General features: G+C 52.0%; 21 protein-coding genes. 12 read left to right on the forward strand and 9 right to left on the reverse strand.

The window, feature by feature from the left end:
* Window positions 1-48 precede the first annotated feature (48 nt).
* From bioB to R3196_RS00745, 7 genes are all read left to right on the forward strand, one after another.
* Window positions 49-1,092 (forward strand): biotin synthase BioB, encoded by a 1,044-nt coding sequence (gene bioB / locus R3196_RS00715; RefSeq protein ID WP_318934689.1) that lies wholly within the window; start codon window positions 49-51, stop codon window positions 1,090-1,092.
* 10 nt (window positions 1,093-1,102) lie between these two features.
* Entirely contained in the window at window positions 1,103-2,278 is a 1,176-nt protein-coding gene (locus tag R3196_RS00720) for an 8-amino-7-oxononanoate synthase (protein ID WP_318934690.1), read from the forward strand.
* Window position 2,279: 1 nt separating this feature from the next.
* Window positions 2,280-3,074 (forward strand): methyltransferase domain-containing protein, encoded by a 795-nt coding sequence (locus R3196_RS00725; protein WP_318934691.1) that lies wholly within the window; start codon window positions 2,280-2,282, stop codon window positions 3,072-3,074.
* A gap of 12 nt (window positions 3,075-3,086) precedes the next feature.
* Window positions 3,087-3,800, forward strand: coding sequence for a dethiobiotin synthase (bioD, locus tag R3196_RS00730; protein ID WP_318934692.1), 714 nt, complete (start codon window positions 3,087-3,089; stop codon window positions 3,798-3,800).
* 98 nt (window positions 3,801-3,898) lie between these two features.
* Window positions 3,899-4,774, forward strand: a complete 876-nt coding sequence (gene htpX / locus R3196_RS00735; protein ID WP_318934739.1) for a protease HtpX — start codon at window positions 3,899-3,901, stop codon at window positions 4,772-4,774.
* Between the two features lie 47 nt (window positions 4,775-4,821).
* Window positions 4,822-6,180, forward strand: a complete 1,359-nt coding sequence (locus R3196_RS00740) for a class II 3-deoxy-7-phosphoheptulonate synthase (RefSeq protein WP_318934693.1) — start codon at window positions 4,822-4,824, stop codon at window positions 6,178-6,180.
* A 28-nt stretch (window positions 6,181-6,208) separates the two neighbouring features.
* Window positions 6,209-7,009 carry a DUF1338 domain-containing protein gene (locus R3196_RS00745; RefSeq protein ID WP_318934694.1) on the forward strand — a complete coding sequence of 267 codons (801 nt, stop codon included), beginning with the start codon at window positions 6,209-6,211 and terminating at the stop codon, window positions 7,007-7,009.
* A gap of 39 nt (window positions 7,010-7,048) precedes the next feature.
* Here R3196_RS00745 and R3196_RS00750 read toward each other — a convergent pair whose 3' ends face one another.
* Window positions 7,049-7,873 (reverse strand): pyruvate, water dikinase regulatory protein, encoded by an 825-nt coding sequence (locus R3196_RS00750; protein ID WP_318934695.1) that lies wholly within the window; start codon window positions 7,871-7,873, stop codon window positions 7,049-7,051.
* A 150-nt stretch (window positions 7,874-8,023) separates the two neighbouring features.
* Between R3196_RS00750 and ppsA the strand changes: the two genes are divergently transcribed.
* Both ppsA and R3196_RS00760 read left to right on the forward strand, forming a co-directional pair.
* Window positions 8,024-10,393, forward strand: a complete 2,370-nt coding sequence (ppsA, locus tag R3196_RS00755; RefSeq protein ID WP_318934740.1) for a phosphoenolpyruvate synthase — start codon at window positions 8,024-8,026, stop codon at window positions 10,391-10,393.
* 7 nt (window positions 10,394-10,400) lie between these two features.
* Window positions 10,401-13,460, forward strand: coding sequence for an FAD-binding and (Fe-S)-binding domain-containing protein (locus tag R3196_RS00760; RefSeq protein ID WP_318934696.1), 3,060 nt, complete (start codon window positions 10,401-10,403; stop codon window positions 13,458-13,460).
* A 2-nt stretch (window positions 13,461-13,462) separates the two neighbouring features.
* Here the strand turns inward: R3196_RS00760 and R3196_RS00765 are convergent, their stop codons facing one another.
* A complete protein-coding gene (locus R3196_RS00765) occupies window positions 13,463-14,509 on the reverse strand; it encodes a Glu/Leu/Phe/Val dehydrogenase dimerization domain-containing protein (RefSeq protein WP_318934741.1) in 1,047 nt (348 codons plus the stop codon).
* Between the two features lie 220 nt (window positions 14,510-14,729).
* Between R3196_RS00765 and R3196_RS00770 the strand changes: the two genes are divergently transcribed.
* Complete coding sequence (locus R3196_RS00770; protein WP_318934697.1) at window positions 14,730-15,161, forward strand: DUF4826 family protein; 432 nt, start codon at window positions 14,730-14,732, stop codon at window positions 15,159-15,161.
* A gap of 15 nt (window positions 15,162-15,176) precedes the next feature.
* On the opposite strand, the gene R3196_RS00775 is transcribed toward R3196_RS00770, so the two are convergent.
* The 5 genes from R3196_RS00775 to R3196_RS00795 are packed head-to-tail and all read right to left on the reverse strand — an operon-like array spanning window position 15,177 to window position 20,035.
* Window positions 15,177-16,316 carry a cupin domain-containing protein gene (locus R3196_RS00775; RefSeq protein ID WP_318934698.1) on the reverse strand — a complete coding sequence of 380 codons (1,140 nt, stop codon included), beginning with the start codon at window positions 16,314-16,316 and terminating at the stop codon, window positions 15,177-15,179.
* On the reverse strand, window positions 16,313-17,686 hold the full coding sequence (purB, locus tag R3196_RS00780) for an adenylosuccinate lyase (RefSeq protein WP_318934742.1): 1,374 nt from the start codon (window positions 17,684-17,686) through the stop codon (window positions 16,313-16,315). Before purB ends, R3196_RS00775 begins: the two co-directional genes overlap by 4 nt.
* Window positions 17,686-18,330, reverse strand: coding sequence for a high frequency lysogenization protein HflD (gene hflD / locus R3196_RS00785; RefSeq protein ID WP_318934699.1), 645 nt, complete (start codon window positions 18,328-18,330; stop codon window positions 17,686-17,688). Before hflD ends, purB begins: the two co-directional genes overlap by 1 nt.
* Complete coding sequence (gene mnmA, locus R3196_RS00790; RefSeq protein WP_318934700.1) at window positions 18,327-19,442, reverse strand: tRNA 2-thiouridine(34) synthase MnmA; 1,116 nt, start codon at window positions 19,440-19,442, stop codon at window positions 18,327-18,329. The genes hflD and mnmA overlap by 4 nt, the downstream gene beginning before the upstream one ends.
* Window positions 19,443-19,498: 56 nt before the next feature.
* Window positions 19,499-20,035, reverse strand: coding sequence for a pseudouridine synthase (locus tag R3196_RS00795; RefSeq protein ID WP_413242887.1), 537 nt, complete (start codon window positions 20,033-20,035; stop codon window positions 19,499-19,501).
* A gap of 292 nt (window positions 20,036-20,327) precedes the next feature.
* Here R3196_RS00795 and R3196_RS00800 point away from each other — a divergent pair, with 292 nt between their 5' ends.
* Together R3196_RS00800 and R3196_RS00805 are read left to right on the forward strand one after the other, a co-directional pair.
* Complete coding sequence (locus R3196_RS00800) at window positions 20,328-21,128, forward strand: hypothetical protein (RefSeq protein ID WP_318934702.1); 801 nt, start codon at window positions 20,328-20,330, stop codon at window positions 21,126-21,128.
* 29 nt (window positions 21,129-21,157) lie between these two features.
* Window positions 21,158-21,994: a glucosaminidase domain-containing protein gene (locus R3196_RS00805; protein WP_318934703.1), complete on the forward strand. Its 837-nt coding sequence runs from the start codon at window positions 21,158-21,160 to the stop codon at window positions 21,992-21,994.
* Here the strand turns inward: R3196_RS00805 and ttcA are convergent.
* Together ttcA and uspE are read right to left on the reverse strand one after the other, a co-directional pair.
* Entirely contained in the window at window positions 21,969-22,892 is a 924-nt protein-coding gene (gene ttcA / locus R3196_RS00810; protein ID WP_318934704.1) for a tRNA 2-thiocytidine(32) synthetase TtcA, read from the reverse strand. The two genes, R3196_RS00805 and ttcA, sit on opposite strands and share 26 nt — an antisense overlap.
* A 37-nt stretch (window positions 22,893-22,929) precedes the next feature.
* Entirely contained in the window at window positions 22,930-23,859 is a 930-nt protein-coding gene (gene uspE, locus R3196_RS00815; RefSeq protein ID WP_318934705.1) for a universal stress protein UspE, read from the reverse strand.
* Between the last annotated feature and the right edge of the window lie 55 nt (window positions 23,860-23,914).

Consider the following 23,914-nt stretch of genomic DNA (forward strand, 5'->3'; position numbering starts at 1 on the left):
TACCCGTAATCTAGTCGAGTATAATTAACGACTAACAATGGATCCCCCATGACTGATACCGCGCTTCGCCACGACTGGACTGTTGCCGAGATCGAAGATCTCTTTGCCCACCCCTTTAATGACTTATTATTTCAGGCTCAGCAAATACATCGCCAGCACTTTGACCCTAATGCGGTACAGGTTAGTACCTTATTGTCGATAAAGACCGGTGCTTGTCCCGAAGACTGCAAATATTGCCCGCAAAGTGCCCACTATCATACTGGCGTAGATCGCGAGCGGCTGATGGCGGTTAATAAAGTGCTGGAGGAAGCCAAAGCAGCTAAAGCTCAGGGTGCCAGCCGCTTCTGCATGGGCGCTGCGTGGCGTAATCCGAAAGCGCGTGATATGCCTTATGTGATCGAAATGGTAAAGGGTGTAAAAGAACTGGGTCTGGAAACCTGCATGACGCTCGGAATGTTATCGGTAGAGCAGGCGAAGATGCTGCAACAAGCTGGCCTGGATTATTACAACCATAACCTGGACACCTCGCCGGAGTTTTATGGTGAGATCATCAGTACCCGGACCTATCAGGATCGTCTGAGCACACTGCAGAATGTCCGTGACGCTGGTATGAAGGTTTGCGCCGGCGGTATTGTCGGAATGGGTGAGAGCCGCCGCGACCGCGCTGGTCTGCTGCAGCAACTGGCGAATTTGCCACAGCATCCGGAAAGTGTACCGGTAAATATGCTGGTAAAAGTTGCCGGCACGCCTTTTGCGGAAATTGATGATCTGGATCCTTTCGAATTTGTGCGAACCATCGCGGTTGCCCGTATTCTGATGCCGGAATCTTTCGTGCGCTTGTCAGCTGGCCGCGAAGATATGAATGATGAGATGCAGGCGCTATGTTATCTGGCCGGTGCCAATTCCATTTTCTATGGTGAAAGATTGCTAACTACAGCTAATCCGGAAGCGGACAAAGACCGCCAGTTGTTTGATCGGCTGGGCCTGAAACCGCTTGAAATTGACGGTTATAGCGACGAAGTATATGAAGCAGTGATCCACGATGCGGTCAGCGAACAGCAGCAACCTGTTCGTTATTATGAAGTTTCCTGACTAATAGTTTATGGCGGTTATTGCGGCTCGGCTCCGGCAAGCGAACAGCGACCGTAAAGGGTTGCAGCGCTGGCGCACCTTAAACACCGGCACCAGCGTATCTGCGCGTACTATAGCCGATGATTCTGGCAGCTATCTTAATTTCTCAAGCAATGATTATCTGGGCCTGAGCAATCACCCGAGCGTGCTTGCTGCTTTTTGCGAGGCGGTGACGAGTTATGGTGCCGGCAGCCGCGCCTCATCACTGGTGGTTGGTTATCAGGTGCCCCATGCCTATCTGAGCGCGCAACTGGCTGAATGGCTGGAGCGGGAGCAGGTACTGCTGATGAATTCAGGCTTTGCCGCTAATCATGGCTGCGTGACAACCATGGCGCCTTTTTATGATCGCCTGGTAAGCGATCGGCTGATACACGCTTCACTGATTGACGGGATCCGCCATAGTCGCGTGCGGTTGCAGCGTTTTGCCCATAACGACATGGCTGATTTGCTGCAGCGCTTGCAGCAACAGAGCGGCAACGGTTTGATCCTGACTGAAAGCGTGTTCAGTATGGACGGCGACCGTGCGCCGGTACGGGCCATACTGAACCTGATCGATGACAATGGCTACCGTGATCAGTGCGATCTGATGGTAGATGACGCCCACGGTTTTGGTGTTACCGGGCCAGATGGGAAAGGCGTCGGCGGTGAGTTTTCACAGGCTGAAGTTCCTTTGCTGACGCTGACTTTTGGTAAAGCTGTCGGTGTCGCGGGGGCGGCCATCGCAACCACTTCGGAGATCGCTGATTATCTGGTTAATCATTGCCGGGAACTCATCTATTCCACAGCATTTCCCGCCGCTCAGGCGGCAGCGATCAGCGCTTCAGTTAAGCTATTACAAGGTGCTGAAGGGGCCAGCTTGCGGACAAAACTTAGTGACAATATCGCGTTACTGAAACAACAGGCTGCTGCGCTGAATTTACCGCTGCAGGCTACTGATACCGCTATCCAGACCGTTCAGCTAGGTAGCGACGCACGTGCCCTTGAGGTGAGCTCACGGCTGCGTGAGCAGGGCATATGGTGCACGGCAATCCGGCCACCAACGGTTCCTGAAGGCCAGGCCCGCTTACGAATTGCACTGAGTGCCATGCATAGTGCCGATGATATCAATCAGTTGTTGCGGGCTCTGCAGCAGAGTCTGGAGACCTGAAATGCAGAACTCGTTTAGCCATGACGCCGCCCGATCATTCGACAAGGCCCGGGTCGCACGCCAGTTCAGCAAAGCCGCTGCCAGCTATAGTCAGCATGATTATTTGCAGCGGCGCTGCGGTGCAGCTCTATTGCAGCAGTTGCCGGCACAGAGCGACGTTCTTATCGATCTTGGTTGTGGCCCCGCCAGTATGACCAGCGCCTTGCAAGGCTGCTGTAATCATTATCTGGGCCTGGATATCGCCACAGGGATGCTGCGGCAGGCACAAACTCAGGAAAAGGCAGCCTTTGCCGGCGCTGATATGGATCAGTTGCCGCTGCAACAGGGTAGCGTGGATACGATTTTCTCGAACCTGACGCTGCAGTGGAGCAATGATCTTTATGCGACGCTCACTGGCGCCCTGCATGCACTTCGGCCCGGCGGCATACTGCTTTTCTCTACGATTCTGCAGGGCTCAATGGCACCACTGAACAGCGTGTTCGCTGAGGTCGATAACCGGCCACACATTAATTCATTTCTTAGTACTGATAGTGTTCGCAATATTTTGGCGAGGCTACCCGACTGCGATTGCGAACTCAGTGAATTGCCACTGCGGGTGAGTTATGACAGCCTCACTGATATGTTGCGCGACCTCAAGGGTATCGGCGCCAACTACACCGCCAGAGATCCGCAGGGATTATTCACCCGGCGCCGTTTTTCGAAATGGGTAGCTGCCACCGAAAAGCACCGGGAAACCGACGGAAAGCTTTATCTTTACTGGCATATCGGGCTGGTGTCCATACGTAAACGGAGTTGATTAAGAGGCATCATGAATTGCTATTTTGTTACTGGAACTGACACCGACGCCGGTAAGACGGTGGCCGCGGTGGCGCTTTTGCAAGCCCTGCAAGCCGCTAACTATTACTGTCTGGCTATGAAGCCTGTGGCCGCTGGCGCTGCTGATGACGGCGCTGGTCTTCGAAACGATGACGCGCTGCAGCTGCTTGCTAACTTGCATCCCCGGCAAGCTGACAACTGGCTGCCGTCCTATACCGACGTGAATCCCATATGCTTTGCTGAGCCGGTGGCGCCGCACCTGGCGGCGGCTCGCCACGAGCAGAGCATCAGGATCAGCGAATTATTACAGCACACTGCCAAGCTGACCCGGCAGCAGCCTGATTGTCTGCTGATCGAAGGGGCTGGCGGCTGGTTGCTACCGCTTAATGACAGCGAAACCATGGCTGATTTTGTACAGGAACTGGGGGCGTCAGTAATTTTGGTAGTCGGGCTTAAACTCGGCTGTCTGAATCACGCGCTACTTACCGTTGCTGACATCGAGCGCCGCGGTTTGCGTCTGGCGGGCTGGATAGCTAACCAGCCGCTGGCATTGCCAATGACTCTGCAGCAAGAAAACCTGAGCTACCTGAAGCAAAGGATCCCGGCACCTTGTCTGGGCGTATTACCATTTATTGAAAATTTTGAGCAACAACAGCCCGGCGATTATCTCACCGGGATCAAAAAAATATTCGGCTCAAATGGCTAGATTTCAGTAAAATATAAGCAGCAGGCTATTGAGAATGGCGGGGGTAAACCTCATATCATTAGCCGCTATCTGTTGGTTACTTAAGAGGTATGTCGTTTATGTTCCGGATTGCCCTTTTTTTAGCTACGAACCTGGCTATTTTGCTGGTTTTGGGCCTGGTTATGAACCTGTTATTGCCGGCTCTTGGGGTAGACCCATCAGGCTACGGGGGCTTGTTATTATTTGCCGCAGCTTTTGGTTTTGGCGGCGCGTTTATATCGCTGGCTATTTCACGCTGGATGGCAAAACGAACAACCGGTGCTCGGGTTATTACCCAGCCGCGTAATAACACTGAAGCCTGGCTGATGCAGACTGTAGAGCGTCTGACTCGTCAAGCTGGTATCCCTATGCCAGAAGTTGCTATCTTTGATTCGCCAGCGCCGAACGCGTTCGCCACCGGGGCCAGCAAAAAGAGCTCCCTGGTTGCTGTTAGCACGGGTTTGTTGCGCCATATGAACCAGGACGAAGTCGAAGCCGTATTAGCCCATGAAATCGCGCATATCGCTAATGGCGACATGGTCACCCTTACCCTGATTCAGGGCGTGGTGAATACCTTTGTTATTTTCTTTGCCCGGGTTATTGCCGGCGTGATCGATAATGCCACCCGCAGCAGTTCGCAAAGTGGACAAGGGCTTGGCGGCATGGCTTATTTTGCCATTGTTATGGTTTTAGAGTTGGTATTTGGCATTCTCGCCAGTATCATTGTGTTCTGGTTCTCGCGCCAGCGCGAATTCCGCGCCGATGCCGGTTCAGCAGCGCTGGTTGGCCGCGACAAAATGATCGCTGCCTTGCGCCGTTTACAGCAAGGTCAGGAATCACAATTGGACGGCTCTATGATGGCCTTTGGTATCCAGAGCGAATCACGCAAATTCAGTGAATTATTTCTGACTCACCCGCCTTTAGAAAAGCGGATCCAAGCCTTGCAGCGCCTGTGAAATAAGTCTTTAAGTAAATAACTTGAAGTAAATTAATAAGGATAGTTATGACGACCTGGAGTTCGCGGAGTTGGCGCGACAAGCCAATTCAGCAACAACCTGCATATCCGATTGCGGCAGAGTTGCAGCGCGTAGAGCATCAACTTAAACAGTTTCCGCCGTTGGTTTTTGCTGAAGAAATTCGGGCGCTGCGCACACAACTGGCCAGAGTAAGTCAGGGTAAAGGGTTCTTGCTGCAAGGTGGCGATTGCGCAGAAACTTTTGCAGATTTCAACGCGCCTAAAATTCGCGATACCTTTAAGGTTATTCTGCAGATGGCTATTGTGTTGACCTTTGCCGGTTCTTGTCCGGTGACTAAGGTTGCACGGATGGCTGGTCAGTATGCCAAGCCCCGCTCGAGTGACGCTGAAACCCTTGACGGTTTGTCGCTGCCGAGCTACCGCGGCGATATCATTAATGCGGCTGATTTCACTGAAGCGGCAAGGCAACCCAACCCGGAACGGATGATCCAGGCATACCATCATTCGGCGGCAACGCTCAACTTACTGCGTGCCTTTGCTCAGGGCGGGCTTGCAGATCTTCATAAAGTTCATAAATGGAATATGAGTTTTGTCGCGGCGAATCCGCTGAAGGAGCAGTATCAGCGGGTGGCTGAACAAATTCAGTCAGCACTGAAGTTTATGGAAGTTTTGGGCATTACCGCTGAAACCAATGCAACCATACATGAAACTCAGCTGTTTACCTCTCACGAGGCACTGTTGTTGCCTTATGAGGAAGCCTTAACGCGTACGGATACATTGACTGGATTGCCTTATGACTGCTCAGCGCATATGGTCTGGATCGGTGAGCGGACCCGCCAGCTGGATCATGCCCATGTTGAGTTTATGCGTGGTATTCATAACCCGCTGGGTGTGAAAATCGGGCCGACCACACAGCCTGACGACGTGATTCAGTTGCTGGACGTATTGAATCCACAGAACGAAGCGGGGCGGATCACGCTGATAACCCGGATGGGAGCCAATAAGCTGGCGGATAATCTGCCGCGAATCGTGCGCCGGGTGAAAGCTGAAGGCCGGCAAGTTGTCTGGTCCAGTGATCCCATGCACGGCAACACGGTAAAGGCTGAAAATGGCTTGAAAACTCGTGATTTTGACGCCATTCATCAGGAACTGCGTCACTTCTTTGCCGTGCATCAGGCTGAAGGCACCTACCCTGGGGGGGTCCATCTGGAGATGACTGGGGAAGACGTGACTGAGTGCACCGGCGGAGCCTATCAGATACGCGAGCAGGATTTGACTCAGCGCTATCGCACTCAGTGCGATCCGCGCCTGAATGCCGATCAGGTTCTGGAATTAGCATTTTTAGTCGCAGATTCTCTGCGGGACGCGCGGCATGGCCGCGGTTAACTGACATTTTTCGAGGTTTTAGCAGTATATGTCACAGCATCAAGTTGAACAGTTTTTTGAAAACCTATGGCAGGATTACATCCGACTGACGCCTTCGGCCGCTAAAGTACATCAGGTGCTGGGTCAAGGGCAGCCAATTATTAACGACCACGTTGCATTCAGAACCTTCAATATCGCGCCGGTTCGCTTGGCAGCGTTGGCGGCTCACTTTGAAAGCATGGGCTATGAGGCAAAAGGCGATTACGAGTTTACTGAAAAGAAGCTCATCGCCAAACATTTTGAACACCGTGATCCACGGCTGCCCAAAATCTTTATCAGTGAGTTGCTGGTTGAGGAGTTTTCGCCCGAACTGCAGACGATTATTAAGCAATTAGTTGGACAAATTAAGCCCGAACAGGTTGCCCGGCCTGAATTCCTGTATTCTGGCACCCACTGGCAACTGAGCAGCACTGACTATGAGCGATTGCTGGAGGAAAGTGAGTACGCCGCCTGGATGGCAGCCTTTGGTTTTCGCGCTAATCACTTCACCGTCAACGTGAATGAGCTAACGGACTATGACTCGCTGGAAGAAGTGAATCAGACTCTGAAAGACGCTGGCTTCCGGTTAAATAGTTCCGGCGGTGAAATCAAAGGCTCGCGGGACGTTTACCTGGAGCAGTCGTCGACTATGGCTGACCATACGCCGGTGCGTTTCAGTGATATGGAAAAAGTGATTCCGAGCTGTTTTTATGAATTCGCCCGCCGTTACGAGGTGGCGCCAAACCAGCTCTACACGGGATTTGTCGCTGCCTCGGCAGATAAAATCTTCGAAAGCACTAATGCTCGGTGATGCCCGCTAACGCCCGCTAATGCGGGCGTTGGTGGCAAGTTAGAAGCGGTGCCGCTCAATGTTGGTTTCCGCCAGAATTTTGGCGGCGATTTCCTCCACCGAAAACCGGGTGGAATCTAAGAAGGGAATCGCTTCGCGCCGGTACATCTTTTCAACCTCATTTAATTCATAGCGGCACTGCTGCAGCGACGCATAGGTACTGCCTTCGCGCCGTTTGGTGCGAATTTCATGCAGTCGCTGGGGATCCAGGGTCAGGCCAAATATCTTATGGCGTTGTGCTTTGAGTACCTGGGGTAATTGCAGGTTTTCAAGGTGGTCATCTTCGGTTAACGGGTAGTTGGCTGCTTTGATGCCGTAATGCAGCGCCAGGTAAAGACTGGTCGGTGTTTTGCCGGTACGGGATACCCCCAGCAGGATAATATCCGCCTCATCATAATCTGACACATTGCTGCCATCGTCGTTGGCCATGGTGTAGTTTACGGCATCAATACGAAAGTCATAACTTTCGCGAATCCCGTTCTCTTCAATGCCGTGCGTTCTATGCGTTTTGGGCTGGGCAGGGATGCCCAGCTCTTTGCTCATCGGGGCAACGAAATAATCCAGAAAGTCATAACAGCTGCCGCGGCTACCGGTAATCACACGTTTTACGTCAACACTGACAAAAGTATGGAAAATAATCGGCCGTTCACCGCTGTCAGTATAGGCTTTGTTAATCCGGCTGACTGCTTGCTCTGCTTTTTCGGTGCTGTCGATAAAAGCCAGGGTTTTATGTTCAACTTTAAGCGGGAACATCGACAGCATGGCTTTTCCAAAAGCTTCTGCGGTAAGGGCCGTTCCATCGGAAATATAGAAAATTGTGCGCATTAACGTGAATCCTTGAAGAGAAATGCATAAGAGATGTTAACTTGTGGTGGCCCAATGTGTAAAATAAACCGCATCAGGTGACCGCGGACGGGTCGCATCCAGCCTAAAAATCACGAGGAATTCAGTGTGTCGAACAATGTACAAGAGAAAGTGCAAGACTATGTACTTTGGTATGATCAGCTAGGGATGAACGATGTCAGTCGGGTAGGTGGTAAAAATGCCTCACTTGGCGAAATGATCAGTAACCTGGCCGGTGCTGGCGTGGAAGTGCCAAATGGCTTTGCCACTAGCGCTGAAGCCTTCAATGAATTCCTCGATCAAAGCGGTGTGAACGACCGCATTTACGCCTTGCTCGACGATCTGGATACCAATGATGTCAAAGCGCTTGCTGATGCCGGTAAAAAAATCCGGCAGTGGGTAATTGAAACCCCATTTCAGCCTGCCTTAAATGATGCTATCCATGAAGCGTATAAAAAACTTAGCGGTGGCAATGATGAAGTGAGTTTCGCGGTACGTAGTTCAGCTACTGCTGAAGATATGCCCGATGCGTCTTTTGCCGGGCAGCAGGAAACTTTTCTCAATGTTCGCGGTATCGACAGCATTATGGAAGCGATCAAACATGTATTCGCTTCACTGTTTAACGACCGGGCGATTTCCTATCGGGTACACCAGGGCTACGACCACCGGGGTGTCGCATTATCAGCAGGTATCCAGCGGATGGTGCGCAGCGACATCGCCTCCTCTGGTGTGATGTTCTCAATTGATACTGAATCCGGCTTTGATCAGGTGGTATTTATTACCTCATCCTTCGGGCTGGGTGAAATGGTGGTGCAGGGCGCGGTCAACCCTGATGAGTTTTATGTGCATAAACCCACGCTAAAAGCTCGCAAGCCAGCGGTTTTGCGACGTAATCTTGGCAGCAAGAAAATTCAGATGGTTTATGCCGATAGCCATGAACATGGCAAGCAAACCGCAATCGTTGATATACCGGAAGACCAGAGCCGGACCTTCTCATTATCAGACAGCGAAGTCGAAGCCTTAGCGCGGCAGGCTGTGATTATCGAAAAACATTACCAGCGGCCGATGGATATTGAATGGGCGAAAGATGGTATCGACGGCAAGCTATACATAGTGCAGGCGCGCCCGGAAACCGTGCAATCGAATAAAGGTGGCCAGGCGCTGGAACGCTATGCGCTCAAGCAAAGCGGTGAGCTTATTGCCACTGGCCGTGCCATTGGTCAGCGAATCGGGGCTGGTAAAGCCCGGGTCCTGAAAGATATTTCCCAAATGGATCAGGTTCAGCCTGGTGATGTGCTGGTGACGGATATGACGGATCCCGACTGGGAGCCCATCATGAAACGCGCCTCGGCCATAGTTACCAATCGCGGCGGACGGACTTGTCACGCGGCTATTATTGCCCGTGAGCTTGGTATCCCGGCGGTAGTCGGCTGTGGTGATGCGACCAGCCGCATCAACGCTGGGGATCAGGTTACCGTATCCTGCGCCGAGGGCGATACTGGCTTTATTTATAAGGGTGAATTGGAGTTTGATGTGACGACTTCGGATGTTGGCGATATGCCGGCATTACCGTTGAAAATCATGATGAACGTTGGCAACCCGGATCGCGCCTTTGATTTCGCCAGCCTCCCTCATGCGGGTGTAGGCCTGGCCCGGTTAGAATTTATTATTAACCGTATGATTGGCGTGCATCCTAAAGCGCTGCTTAACTTCGATAAACAAACGCCTGAACTGAAGAAGCAGATCAGTGAGTTCATGGCAGGTTACTCCAGCCCGCGCGAATATTACGTTGCTAAACTGGCGGAAGGGATATCTACTCTGGGCGCTGCTTTCTCGCCGGAGCGGGTAATCGTGCGGATGTCGGACTTTAAATCAAACGAATATGCCAACCTGATCGGTGGCCGTCAGTATGAGCCGCATGAAGAAAACCCGATGCTTGGCTTCCGTGGTGCTTCACGTTATATCTCGGAAGATTTTCGTGATTGTTTTGCGATGGAATGTGAAGCGATCAAGCGGGTTCGCAATGAAATGGGACTGACGAATATTGAAATCATGATTCCTTTCGTCCGTACCCTGGAAGAAGGCCGAAAAGTAATTGAATTGCTGGCCGAACAAGGGCTACGCCAGGGCGAGCGCGGGCTGCGGGTCATCATGATGTGTGAGCTGCCTTCTAATGCGTTGCTGGCTGAACAATTCCTGGATATTTTTGATGGGTTCTCGATTGGCTCCAATGACTTAACCCAGCTGACTCTGGGCCTCGATCGTGACTCGGGCGTTATCGCGCATCTGTTTGATGAGCGTAACGAAGCGGTCAAGGCTATGCTGTCAATGGCGATTAAAGCTGCCAAGAAGAAAGGCAAGTATGTCGGCATATGTGGTCAGGGTCCGTCAGATCATGCTGACTTTGCTGCCTGGCTGGTCGAGCAGGGTATCGATTCAGTTTCGTTAAACCCGGATACTGTGGTGGAAACCTGGTTGTATCTGGCCGAACAACACGGGTAACTATTCTGTGACAACGTCAATGCCGGTGCATGACCGGGTTAACCAGCCAGACCCTGACTATCAGCGTTATCTGGCTGCGTTAAAAACCGCTGGCTTTGACGGTGATATTGATGCCAGTTATGCTGGCCGGCTGATTGCTGCAACCGATAACAGTATCTATCAGAACCTGCCTCGTGCAGTGCTCTATCCGCGCACCCAAAGTGCTTTATCCGAAGCACTGAGGCTGGCCGATCAGACTGCTTTTAAAGGTATACGCTTTGCGCCCCGCGGCGGTGGTACAGGTACTAATGGGCAGGCTCTGTCTGCCGGCCTGATTGTAGATCTGAGTCGCTACTTTAAGGGCATCAGTGAAGTGTCCGCCAGCGAGGGCTGGGTGCGCTGCCAGGCGGGCGTGATCAAAGATCAGCTCAATGATGCCATTCGATCGGACGGCTGGTTTTTCTCTCCCGATTTATCCACCAGTAATCGTGCCACTATCGGTGGGATGATTAATACCGACGCGTCCGGGCAGGGTTCGCTGGTATATGGCAAAACCAGCGATCATGTGCTGGAACTCACCGCAGTACTGATTAATGGTGAAGTGCTTCATACACGGCCGTTGCCCATAGCCGAAGCAGAAGAGCGGGCCCGGGGCAGTACCACCGAGGCCGCTATTTACCGGCAGGTACTGGCCACTGCGGTTGGTCAGCGTGACACCATTGAAGAGAAATTCCCGCCGCTGAACCGGTTTCTCACCGGTTATGATCTGAAGCACTGTTATGACCCTGATGCGGACACGATCGATTTGTCGAGATTGCTGGCTGGCTCTGAGGGTACCCTGGCGTTTATTACTGAAGCCCGGCTGAATTTAACGCCTATTCCGCGTCACAAGTTGCTGGTTACGGTTAAATACAGTGATTTCCACTCAGCTTTGCGCCATGCTCCGGAGCTGGTGCGTGCCCGGGCAACATCGGTTGAAACGATCGATAGTAACGTGCTGAACCTGGCGCGGCAGGACATTATCTGGCACCAGGTAAAAGAACAGCTGCACGAAGTGGCTGGCGGCGCCTTGATGGATGGTATTAATATCGTTGAATTCACCGCTGCCGAAAGCAGCGAAATTGAGGATAAGCTGCAGCAGCTGACAGCGCGTCTCGACCAGGCTATTTCCAGCACTGCGCAAACCGGTGTGCTGGGTTATCAGATCTGCCGCGATGTCGCCAGTATTCAAACGATTTACGCGATGCGCAAAAAAGCGGTAGGCTTGTTAGGAGCGACCAAAGGCCAGCGCAAACCGGTGGCTTTTGTTGAGGATACCGCGGTACCGCCGGAAAACCTCGCGGACTTTATTATGGCGTTTCGTCAGATCCTCGATGATCACGGGCTTCATTACGGTATGTTCGGCCATGTTGATGCGGGCGTGTTACACGTGCGCCCGGCGCTGGATCTGACTAATCCTGTTGATGAAGCTTTAGTGCGGGTGATCAGCGACAAAGTGGTCGCGCTTACCATGAAATATGGCGGCTTGCTCTGGGGGGAGCATGGCAAAGGCTATCGATCTGAATATAGCCCGAAATTTTTTGGTGCCACTCTCTATGCGGAGTTACAAAAAATTAAAGCCGCATTTGACCCTGACAACCGACTGAATCCTGGCAAAATTTGCACGCCCTGGCAATCGGACGAAGCACTGTTATCCATTGATGAAACCAAGCGTGGTTTCTACAATCGGCAAATTCCGTTGCAAGTGAGGGAAAGCTATCGCGCGGCAATGGATTGTAACGGCAATGGCTTATGTTTTAACTATGCCGCTGATTCGGCGATGTGTCCTTCCTATAAAGCCACGGGCGACCGGCGTTATTCGCCAAAAGGGCGGGCTGGGTTGATCCGCGAATGGCTGCGCCTGAATGAACAGGAAAACTTTGACGCCACCGGCATTCCGCAGGCCCGCAACAGCACGCTGTTTAGTCGTAAAAAGGCTCCCGCGGGAAATGATTTTAACCATGAGATAAAACAATCCATGGATGCCTGCCTGGCGTGTAAAGCCTGTGCCAGCCAATGTCCGGTTAAAGTTGATGTGCCGGCTTTCCGATCGCGTTTTCTGGCCTGGTATCACCAGCGTTACCGGCGGCCCTTGGCAGATTACCTGGTGGGCACAATTGAATGGACTGCGCCGTTACTGGCCCGTTATCCGCGGCTGGCAAACGGCTTGACACACAACCTGCTTAGCCGCTGGCTGATGAAGAGAACTATGGGCTATGTTGATGCCCCCCGCCTGTCCGTTCCGAATATCGACATGCGCTGGCGACAGCGCAACTGGCCAGCCTATAGCGCTGAACAGTTAGCCGACCTGGATAGCCGCCAAAGAGATAAGATGGTGGTTATTGTTCAGGATCCCTTTACCAGTTTTTATGAGGCTGAGCTGGTCGAAGCTTTTGGCCAGTTGGCCGAAAAGCTTGGTTATACTCCCATATTGCTGGATTTTATTGGTAACGGTAAAGCTCAGCACGTGAAAGGCTTCCTGCGCGAATTTCAGCACACCGCGGAGCAGGTGACCGCCCAGCTGCAAATCCTCGCCGAACTGAAGCTGCCGATGGTGGGCCTGGATGCGTCGACGGTGCTCTGCCTGGCGGATGAATACCAGACTTATGTACCGGCCGCAAAAAATTTCCGTGTCCAACTTGTGCAGGACTGGTTAGGTCAGCATCTTGAGGCGCTTAGCGAGCTCAGGCGCGAGGCGGTATCAGATCATGAATACGTTTTATTGACACATTGCACTGAGCAGACCGCCGTGCCAGCGGCCAGTGATAACTGGCAGCGTCTGTTCAGTGCAGTGGGCATGCGATTGCAGCCACAGGCAACGGGATGTTGCGGAATGGCAGGCACCTATGGTCATGAATTGCCGAACCAGGCTAATAGTAAAAAGCTATACGAATTAAGTTGGGCGGATAAAGTGGCGCAGGTGCAGGCTGAACGATTACTGGTGACCGGATTTTCATGTCGCTCGCAGGTGAAGCGGATGACTGCCGTGGAGAAGGGGAATCTGCAGCGGGCACGACACCCGCTGCAGGTGCTAGCGGAACAGCTTTAAGATTACGCCTGTTTGGCTTTGGCTTTAGCGATTACTTCACGAGCCAGCTCGTCAGCAATCTCACCAGTCGGGCGATTCTCTTTTTCGGCACGGGTAAAGATGGTATCCAGGGTATTGTATATATCGCGAACCCGTTGATCCGTTTCTGACCGGCTCATGTTAGCGGCTTCACTGCACACGTGAATCACACCACCAGCGTTAATAACGTAGTCAGGGGCATATAAGATGCCCATGTCACTGACAATCTTATCATGGGCTTTAGTTGCCAGCTGGTTGTTAGCACTGCCAGCAATGATTTTGGCTTTCATTTGTTCCAGGGTGGCATCATTAATGGTAGCACCCAGCGCACACGGCGCGTAGACATCAACATCCAGGCCGTAGATCTCTTCAAGACCGACTACTGTGGCATCTAATTCTTTCGCCGCGCGCGCACAGGCTTCGTCATTGATATCACTGACAAATAGCTTCGCACCTTCATCGGCACAGTATTTAGCAAAGTCATATCCAACCGAACCAAGGCCCTGAACCGCAATTTTAATGCCTTTCAGATCGTCACTGCCGAACTTATGCTTAGCCGCAATTTTAAGGCCAAGATAGGTTCCCAGGGCAGTATGTGGTGAAGGATCGCCTGCTTTACCGGTGGTACCAGCAACATAGCTGGTTTCTTCGGCCACGATCTCAATGTCGGTGGTACGGATATTGACGTCTTCGGCGGTAATGTAACGCCCGCTGAGCGAGTTAACGAAACGGCCATAGGCACGAAATAACTCAGGCGTTTTAATGGTTTTAGCATCACCGATAATAACCGCTTTACCGCCGCCGAGGGGCAGGCCGGCTAAAGCGCTTTTGTAAGTCATGCCGCGTGATAAACGAAGGACATCGGTCAAAGCGTCAGCCGACGATGCATAGTTCCACAAGCGGGTTCCACCTAAAGAAGGGCCAAGCGTTGTATCATGAATAGCAATGATGGCTTTTAAACCCGTTTCTTTATCGTGGCAAAACACGACTTGTTCGTGTTGGTCGAATTCTTTGTGCTCAAACAGCGACATTTGCAGTGTATCCTCGTTCATACCAAAATTGCGCGCACATTAGCATTTTGCGAATTTTTGCGCCAGTCAATATACGAAATAAGCAGTTAACGTAAACGTAAACTGCTGCAAGCTAAGTTTACAGCATTTGGTGTTTTGCGCCCAGTTCCTTTCGCGCCCCTTTCGCGATAGTATAATGGGCTAACTTTCATTAAAAACAGACATAGGGTGTACCAGTATTATGGCAGAACAGCAGCCACAAATGACCGAGGCCGAAGCCTCTGAATGGGTTCGACTACAGTTTCAGCGCGCGAATAAGTTTCTGGCTGAGAAAGGGATCCTGACCGACCGGGTATTGACCAAAGACTCCCGTTATCTGGTGCCTCACGTCGCAGTCTGGAAGTTCTCAACACAGGATCAGGTTGACGTATGGGTCGTGAACGGCGACGTCCCGAGTGACGTGGTCGGTGCAGGCGCAGCCAAGACCGCGCGCGAAGCCCTGCGTCACTTTTCACTGCAGTGGCAAATTCAGGCGGATAAAATTCTCACCGACGAGAAGCTAAGCCAGGATCCGGAACAGCAGAAATATGCCAAATACCTGATCCAAAGCGCAGAGAATCTCTATCAGACCACACAGGTGGAAGACCTTTGGGAAGATCAGCCGCAGGGCTAGATCGTTCAGCGGGCTTTAGTCTGCTTCCTGAATGAGATGAAAAACCCCGTTATTTAATAAGTCACATACCAATTGCGCCGCCGCCGGGCGGCTCAGCTGCGACAATTCGCACAATGGCTGGTCCTGCCACAAAGCTGCCAGTTGCTGTGCGAAGCCCAGCATCTCAGCATCCACCGCAAAGCGCTCACCGTTAGCATAAAGGATATGGTCAGGCCCTATCAGCATACGTGCTCCCGGCGTGCGGCACAGCAGCATATCTGTACCCGAATAGGCCAGCAGTTCAGTTACGTCGATTTCATGCTCAGGCTGCGGTAACGGGCGCTTACTTTGCGACATAACCTGCAGCAAAGCGGCGTCCAGCTGGTTATCTCGCGCAAGGCTGTCAAGCAAAAATTGTTTCAGATGATTAAGCTGCTGCGGAGAAACTTGCCAGGCAGATCCATAGCTTTGTGCATGTGGATCCTGGTAGCGGGGTAACTCGCGTTCCGTAGCCAGCAACATATCTGCTGCCTGGGCCGCCAGTTCAGCGGTATTTGGGGCACGAAAGCCCACTGAATAGTTCAGGCTAGGTTCAAGCGCGACACCGTGATGTGGACAGCCGGCAGGAATGTACAGGATATCGCCGGCCTCCAGCACTTCATCAATACAGGGCTTAAAGTCTTCTTTTAGCTGTTTCAGGTCAGGGTGTGGGCGATGTTCCGTGGCATTGGCGAGCCGGTGACCGACCTGCCAGTGACGGCGGCCTGCGCCCTGAATGATAAACACATCGTACTGATCAAGATGCGGGCCGACACTACCGCCGGGCACCGCGAAGCTTATCATAACATCGTCGGTGCGCCAGTCGGGCAGAAAGCGAAAGGGTTCAAGTAGTTGCTGCACTTCAGGAAACCACTCGTTAACTGACTGTACCAGCAGCGTCCAGTCTTCTTCGCCGAAAGCTTCGTAATCTTCGAAAGGGCCGTGGGTAACCAGCCATTGTTGTTGCTGATGTTCAATAACCCGTGAATCCACCCCTTCTTCAAGCGCCAGCCCCGCCAGTAACTCCGGAGCTAATGGGTCGGTAAAGCCTGGCCACCCCTGCTTGATGAGCAGGGGCTTCTGTTGCCAGTATTCGTCAAGAAACCGGGCCCGGTCGAACTGCAGCGAACTACTCATGCGTCAAGATCGTCAACGAAACGAATGGCATCACCGATATAAGATGCCGGTGTCAGGCGCTTGAGTTCTGCTTTAACGGTTTCAGGAAGCTCCAGGCTATTGATGAAATCGGCCATGGCTTGCTGGTTAACGCGCTTACCGCGAGTCAGCTCTTTGAGTTTTTCGTACGGCTTTTCAATGCCGTAGCGACGCATTACCGTCTGTACTGGTTCGGCCAGCAGCTCCCAGTTTTGATCCAGCTCGCGAGCCAGGTTATCTGCGTTAACTTCCAGCTTGCTGATGCCTTTAAGCGTTGCCTGATAGGCAATTAAAGCATAGGCAAAACCAACGCCAATATTACGCAGTACGGTGGAATCGGTCAGGTCGCGCTGCCAGCGGCTGATTGGCAGTTTTGCCGCGAGGTGCGCCATAACCGCATTAGCCAGACCCAGATTGCCTTCTGAATTTTCGAAATCAATCGGGTTCACTTTATGCGGCATCGTTGATGAGCCAACTTCGCCGGCGACTGTACGCTGCTTGAAATGATTCAGTGCAATGTAACCCCAGAGGTCACGATCGAAGTCGATGACGATGGTGTTGAAACGAGCGACGGCATCAAACAATTCTGCTATGTAGTCGTGGGGTTCAATCTGAGTAGTATAGGCATTCCAGCTCAGGCCCAGCGAGGTGACAAAACGCTCAGACAAGCTATGCCAGTCAACCTCAGGGTAGGCTGCCAGATGTGCATTATAGTTGCCAACGGCACCATTGATTTTGCCCAGCAGGGGAACCGCCTGCAATTGTTCCAACTGACGTTTCAAACGCACATAGACGTTGGCCATTTCCTTGCCCATAGTGGTAGGCGTGGCTGGTTGACCATGGGTGCGCGCCATCATCGGCACTGTTTTGTGCGCAATAGCCAGACCTTTAACCGCTGACGTCAGTTCCTGCATAACCGGTAGCATGACGTCCTGCAGGGCTTCACGCAGCATCAACGCGTGCGACAAGTTGTTGATATCTTCTGACGTACAGGCAAAGTGAATAAACTCGCTTACTGCGGCGAGTTCAGCGTGGTCGGCGACAGCTTCTTTGAGGAAGTACTCAACTGCCTTTACGTCATGGTTAGTAGTGCTTTCTATTGCTTTCACGCGGGCGGCATGGGCTTCACTGAAATCATTAATGATAGCTTCCAGGGCTTCATTTGCGGTATCGCTGAATGCCGGCACTTCACTGATTTCGGGCGTGGCGGCCAATAGTTGTAACCATCTTACTTCTACAATTACCCGATTCCGGATCAAACCATATTCACTGAATATCGGGCGCAGGCTGGCTGTTTTACTGCCATAACGGCCATCAACGGGAGATAAGGCGGTAAGAGAGGTCAGGTTCATCATAATTCAGGCTCCGATTGCTCACGCAGGTTGCGCAATAACTGTTGGGCAGTGCTTACCATACGCTGCCGGGAAAATATAAAATGACGGCGTTTACCGCCTAGCTGTCGCCATAAGACAACATTACGTATCCCCGCTAGTAACAGCGCGCGGATTTGATTCTGTATAGCTGGTTGTTGCAGGTAATCAGGCTTGCCATTTATTTGGATAGGCTGACCAAGTGGCGATATCAGATCGCTGTATACTCCTGCCATGCCGGCAATAATGGTATCCTGGCTGAAACTGAACTCTGACTGCTGCCGGTTTAGTTTATTAAGCCGCTGGCCCAGCTGTTCCAGCACGGCAGGGCGTTTGCTGAGGCGACGCTCAAGAGCCAGCAGGCCAATCATATAGCGGGTTATTTCAACATCTTTTTGTTTGCTTGCGCCAATTTGGTCGAGCAGCTGCTCAAGCCCCCAGCATAATGCCGGCAGGTCATTATATACGTCAGTAAAGTTTGCGGGATTCTGATTCAGTACACTGCTAAAAAGCACGCGGCTATGAGCCGCATTGCGCAGGCTGCCTTCGCGTGCGATTTGCTTCACAGCGGCAGCGGCCAGTGCTACTGCTGCCAGAGCTAATATGCGTTGTTGCAGTTGGTTCAAAGCAACACCTCGTGATCGCTCAGGCGTTGCTCAATAATACCGCCGCCCAGACAGACCTCGCCGTCATAAAAGACGGCTGACTGGCCAGGTGTAACTGCCGCCACCGGGTCGTCAAAATCAACCCGGCATTGACCGTTCGCCTGAGGTGTCAGCAGGCAGGGGATGTCTTGCTGGCGATAACGGGTTTTCACTACACAACGCAACGGCGCTTGAGGGCCTGCGCGGTCAACCCAATGCAGCTGTCCGGCGATAAGGCCATCGGAATACAGGCGAGGGTGGTCTTTGCCCTGGGCAACCACCAGCACATTTCGTGCGACATCTTTATCGACCACATACCAGGGATCGTCACTGGCATCAGCCAGGCCGCCAATATGCAGCCCTTTGCGCTGGCCAAGGGTGTGATACATCAGGCCTTCATGCTCACCTAACTGCTGGCCGTCAACGGATTCAATGATTCCGGGGCGGGCTGGTAGGTACTGCTGCAGAAAATCTTTGAATTTGCGCTCACCGATAAAGCAAATGCCCGTTGAATCTTTTTTATCAGCGGTCACCAGTCCTTGCTCTTCAGCAATGCGGCGCACTTCTGGCTTTTCGAGTTCGCCGACCGGAAACAGGGTTTGCGCGATATGACGATGAGCCAGGGTGTAAAGAAAATAGCTCTGATCTTTATTGGCATCCAGGCCCCGTAATAACTGGAACTTGCCAGCCTGCTCACGACGGCGGACATAGTGGCCGGTAGCGATATAGTCAGCCCCTAAAGCTTCTGCGGCAAACTCCAGAAAGGCTTTGAACTTAATTTCTTTGTTGCACATGATATCGGGGTTCGGGGTGCGGCCAGCCCGATACTCGTCAAGAAAATACTCAAACACATTATCCCAGTACTCGGCCGCAAAATTCACTGTATGTAAGTCAATGCCCAGCTTGGCACAAACAGCCTCGGCGTCGGCAAGGTCAGTTGCGGCAGCACAGTATTCGGCGGTGTCGTCTTCTTCCCAGTTCTTCATAAACAGGCCTTCGACCTGGTAGCCTTGCTGCAATAACAGGTAGGCTGACACAGACGAATCAACGCCGCCGGACATCCCGACGATAACTTTTTTAGCGGTATTCGGCATGGGCAAAAATGAGTCTCTTCTGACAAAAATCTGGATTTAGTTAATGGCCGCGGATTTTACCACACCGGGGGCTCTTCGCGCCACTCGCCCGGTTGCAGAGAGCGCAGCAGCCATGGGCCGACGCCGGCACGGATCAGACGTAAGGTAGGGTAACCGACCGCCGCCGTCATGCGTCGCACTTGCCGGTTTCTGCCTTCTTTTATCTTCAGGCATAACCAGGTATCCGGTACTGTCTGCCGTTCCCGTACTGGTGGGTTGCGGGGCCAAAGATTTGCAGGTTCGTCCATAAGGAAAGCTTCCCCCGGCCGGGTGATTCCGTCGTTCAGCTCAACGCCGGTGCGAAGCGCGGTAAGTGCGGCCTCATCGGGAATGCCTTCCACCTGAACCCAGTACATTTTGGGTAATTTATGGCGGGGATCGCTAATCTTATGCTGAATAACGCCATCGTTGGTTAATACCAGCAAGCCTTCGCTGTCTTTATCAAGGCGGCCGGCCGGATAAATGTCGTTATATGGCACTAAGCCTTTCAGGGTTGCTTCATCAGCGTCCCCGGAGAACTGTGACAGCACGCCGTAAGGCTTATTAAGCAGGATTAAACGAGGGTTAGCCGGGCGCGGACGAGATTCGGTTTCCGGCTTGCGCGAACGGCGACGAAAAGGTCGCCCGGGACTAGCGGATTTTGTTGTCATGGTGACGTCCTGACTAACTGGTTAGAAGACCGGTTCTGGTTGGTCATTATCGCGTTATTAATCAGTCATTACCACATAAGTCTGCCACTGCCAGTACTGTGGCCCCGTAGTCGCATATTGTGATTTCGAAGCGCCGCCTGATAATGCTAGACTAATAGCATTGAAGGGTTTTATTAACTGGCGGAGAACAACAAGGATGAGTGATAAGGAAAAAGTCGTTCTGGAAGCAGGGGATTTCAGTAAAGCGCTGCGTGGTGAAATCAAACTACCGGTTGGGGAAGTGTTGCAGCGAAGCTGGGAAATCACTTTGCGGGCGCTGCCTGTGATGCTGGTCGGGCTGGCGATTTTGTTCGTGGTGAATAGTCTTCTTTCAATGCTTCTGGATAACTGGTTTCCGCTTGAGCAAACTGATCCCGACCCCGTTAATGTTGTGCTGCGTTCTTTTATTTCGTTGTTCGTTGTTGCGCCTTTCAGCGGTATTCTGATTTATCTTGGTATACTAAACGCTGGCGATATCAAGCCGGACTTTGCTGATTTTGGCCGGGCACTTAGCCGTGCTCCGCAAGTTATTCTGGCAACATTCTATCCCTCCATACTGCTGACAGTAGTTGTGGTGTTAGCCCTGATGCTGGGGGTTATTTCACAAGCACTGAGTATGGCAGTCATTTTCGCTGTCGGTATCTATATCCAGTTATCTTTCATTTTGGCGGTGCCGCTGGTGCTCGACCGCAACATGGTTCCTCACCGCGCCTGTTTGGCTTCGTTTATCATCATCAACAAACAAATGCTGCCGGTTTTCGCGATTTATTTTATTCTGTTGCTGATTGTGCTCATTAGTATGTTGCCTTTATTGCTCGGGCTGATATTTACCTTGCCACTGACTTTTAATGTGACTGGCGTGATCTATAACACGCTGATCGGCGTAAAAAGAAACCCCTTAGTATCAAATAGTAGCGCGTCTGATGAGAGCTCAGAACGAGATCTTAATGATGATTAACGTATACGCTCACTAAATTAGGAGAACCTATGTTGCGCGTACTTTTTTTTGCAATAGTCGCGGTAGCTGTGGCGGCGATAGTATGGTGGCCTGTTTCGCTTGACCTGCGCACCGATGAGCAAATTCAGGCTGATCAGCTCACTCCGGGCCCGATGCAAATGCCGGTGATCACCGAAGTTCCGGACTTCAGCGAATACACTGATGTTCGGGAAAAAAAAGAAGCATTCTTTAGTTTTCTCGCGCCCTTAGTGCAGGCAGAAAACGCCCGGATAAAGCAGGAACGTCGCAAGCTGGCGGAACTTTCCGAGCGCTGGAGCGAAGGCTTGCCTTTGTCGCCTGAGCAAACGGAATGGCTCAGTCAGCTCGCGTTGCGTTATCGTGCTAAATTTGATCTGGCGGAAAACTCTGAAATGTTCCGCGTGTTGTTCAGACGCGTCGACGTGGTTCCGGAGACATTGGTACTGGTACAGGCAGCCAACGAATCGGCCTGGGGGACCTCACGGTTTGCGCTTGATGCATTGAATTTCTTTGGTCAGTGGTGCTTCTCGGAAGGCTGTGGTCTGGTGCCGGAAAGCCGTAACGAAGGCGCGAATCATGAGGTTCGTCGCTTTAATTCAGTCAACGCATCAGTACGCAGTTATTTGCGCAACATCAATACGCATCCAGCTTATTTGCAGTTGCGGCTGTTGCGGGAGCAGCGGCGGGCAGCGGCGTCAGAACTGCGGGCCGTGGACTTAACCGCCGGCCTGCTAAGTTATTCTGAGCGAGGTGAAGAGTATATCGAAGAACTTAATGCAATGATTCGGGTAAACCGGCCAATCATTGTTGATGTTATTGAGGCTACCCCAGATTCACCACCTGAATAACGCCGTTAGCGCTGATGTGTTCTGAGTCAGTTTCGGTAGTGCGGTGCTGATAGCTGACAAAGTCCGTGGGGATACTGTGGTCAAAAGCAGTATCTCCTTCGTTATTGGCAATCCCTTCTGCTTTCACTGCTTTAAAATCAAATAACTTATTGTCGGCCAGGTGGGACGGAACAACGTTCTGTAGCGCCGTCAGCATACTCTCAATACGGCCCGGGTACTGTTGTTCCCACTGGTTAAGCATCTCTTTAATCATTTTCCGTTGCAGGTTCTCCTGTGAGCCACAGAGATTGCATGGAATAATGGGAAAACCAGCGTGTTCGGAGTAGTTGATAATATCTTTCTCGCGGGCATAGGCGAGGGGACGGATCACCACATGCTGGCCATCGTCGCTTGCTAGTTTAGGTGGCATGGATTTGATTTTGCCACCATAAAACATGTTCAGCATCAGGGTTTCGAGCATGTCATCGCGATGATGCCCAAGGGCTATTTTTGTGGCGCCAAGCTCGCTGGCGACCCGATACAGGATACCCCGACGCAGCCGTGAACACAGCGAGCAAGTGGTCTTGCCTTCGGGGATTTTGTCCTTAACGATGCTATAGGTATCTTCCTCGATTATGCGGAAATCCACACCCTGAGCGCTGAGATACTCGGGCAATATATGCTCCGGAAAGCCAGGTTGTTTCTGATCAAGATTCACCGCTACCAGTTCAAACCGGATCGGAGCTCGCTGCTGCAACTGCCGAAGGATATCAAGCATGGTATAGCTATCTTTTCCGCCCGACAGACAGACCATGACCTTGTCACCATCTTCAATCATGCCGAAGTCCTGGATAGCCTGACCGGCATGGTGGCGCAGGCGTTTTTGCAGCTTAATAAAAGCAGAATTCTGAACTGTCATAATGTTATGAATACCGTCTACAAAAAAAACGCGGCGATTATACCTTAACCGGAGACTGAAATCCCTCTGGTTTTACCGCCAGCAGATCGCAGTTCAGGCGCTCAATAACGTGCTCGGCGGTATTGCCCAACAGTGCGGCGCTGAAGCCGGTACGGCCGATAGTTCCCAGCACCACCAGTTCGGCATCAAGCTCTTCTGCAAGTTCAGGCACAACCTGTTCGGGTAGTCCTTCATGAACATGCTGATTTTCGGCCGGGATGGAAAATTTCACACCGTGCTCTGCCAATGCCTGCTGATGACTTTCTTTAAGTGACTCGCGGTAACTGCCGGTGTCAAATTCGGGGATTTCGGCCGCAATGGTGACTGGCGCACCGGGGTAAGCATTAACCAGGTGGACATCACTCTGGAGCCAGCCAGCAAATTGCTGAGCAGCTTCGGTGATGCGCTGGTTCAATGACTGATGGTGTTCCTGCTCGCCGGTGGTATGAATTGCGGCAAGGACTTTTCCATGTTCAGGCCAGTCATGCTCCTTCACCAGTAATACCAGACAAGGTGCTTTGCGCAGCAGATGCCAGTCGGTAGGGGTGAAAAACAGGTTGGCGATACCTTCTCGCTGATGCGTGGCTTTGATAATGACATCGTAGTCGCCCTTGATCGCGGTTTCGATAATGGCCTCAAAAGGGCGGTTATGCCAGATCACCTCGATTTCGATACCAATATCGCGGGTATTGTAGTCTTCCAGTAAATCTTCGATCCATACCTTGCGGTCGTTGATCAGACTGTCCCGCATGGTATCGCGCTCTTCAGCGGCCAGCATGGTGGTCATCTCATAGGAAAAGTCATAAATTGAAAGCAACAGAGTCAGCTTGGCTCCGCTGAGTCGAGCCAGGTGCAGCGCCCGGTTCAGAGCTTTTTGTTGTTGACTGTCAGCGTCGAGCACAGCCAGAATTTTATTCACGCAACCCATATCAACCTCGTTAATGACTAGCCTGTTAATCCAGTCTAGCTAATTCCCGGACAAA

It is taken from the genome of Pseudidiomarina sp., from assembly GCF_033722695.1.
GTDB lineage: Bacteria > Pseudomonadota > Gammaproteobacteria > Enterobacterales > Alteromonadaceae > Pseudidiomarina.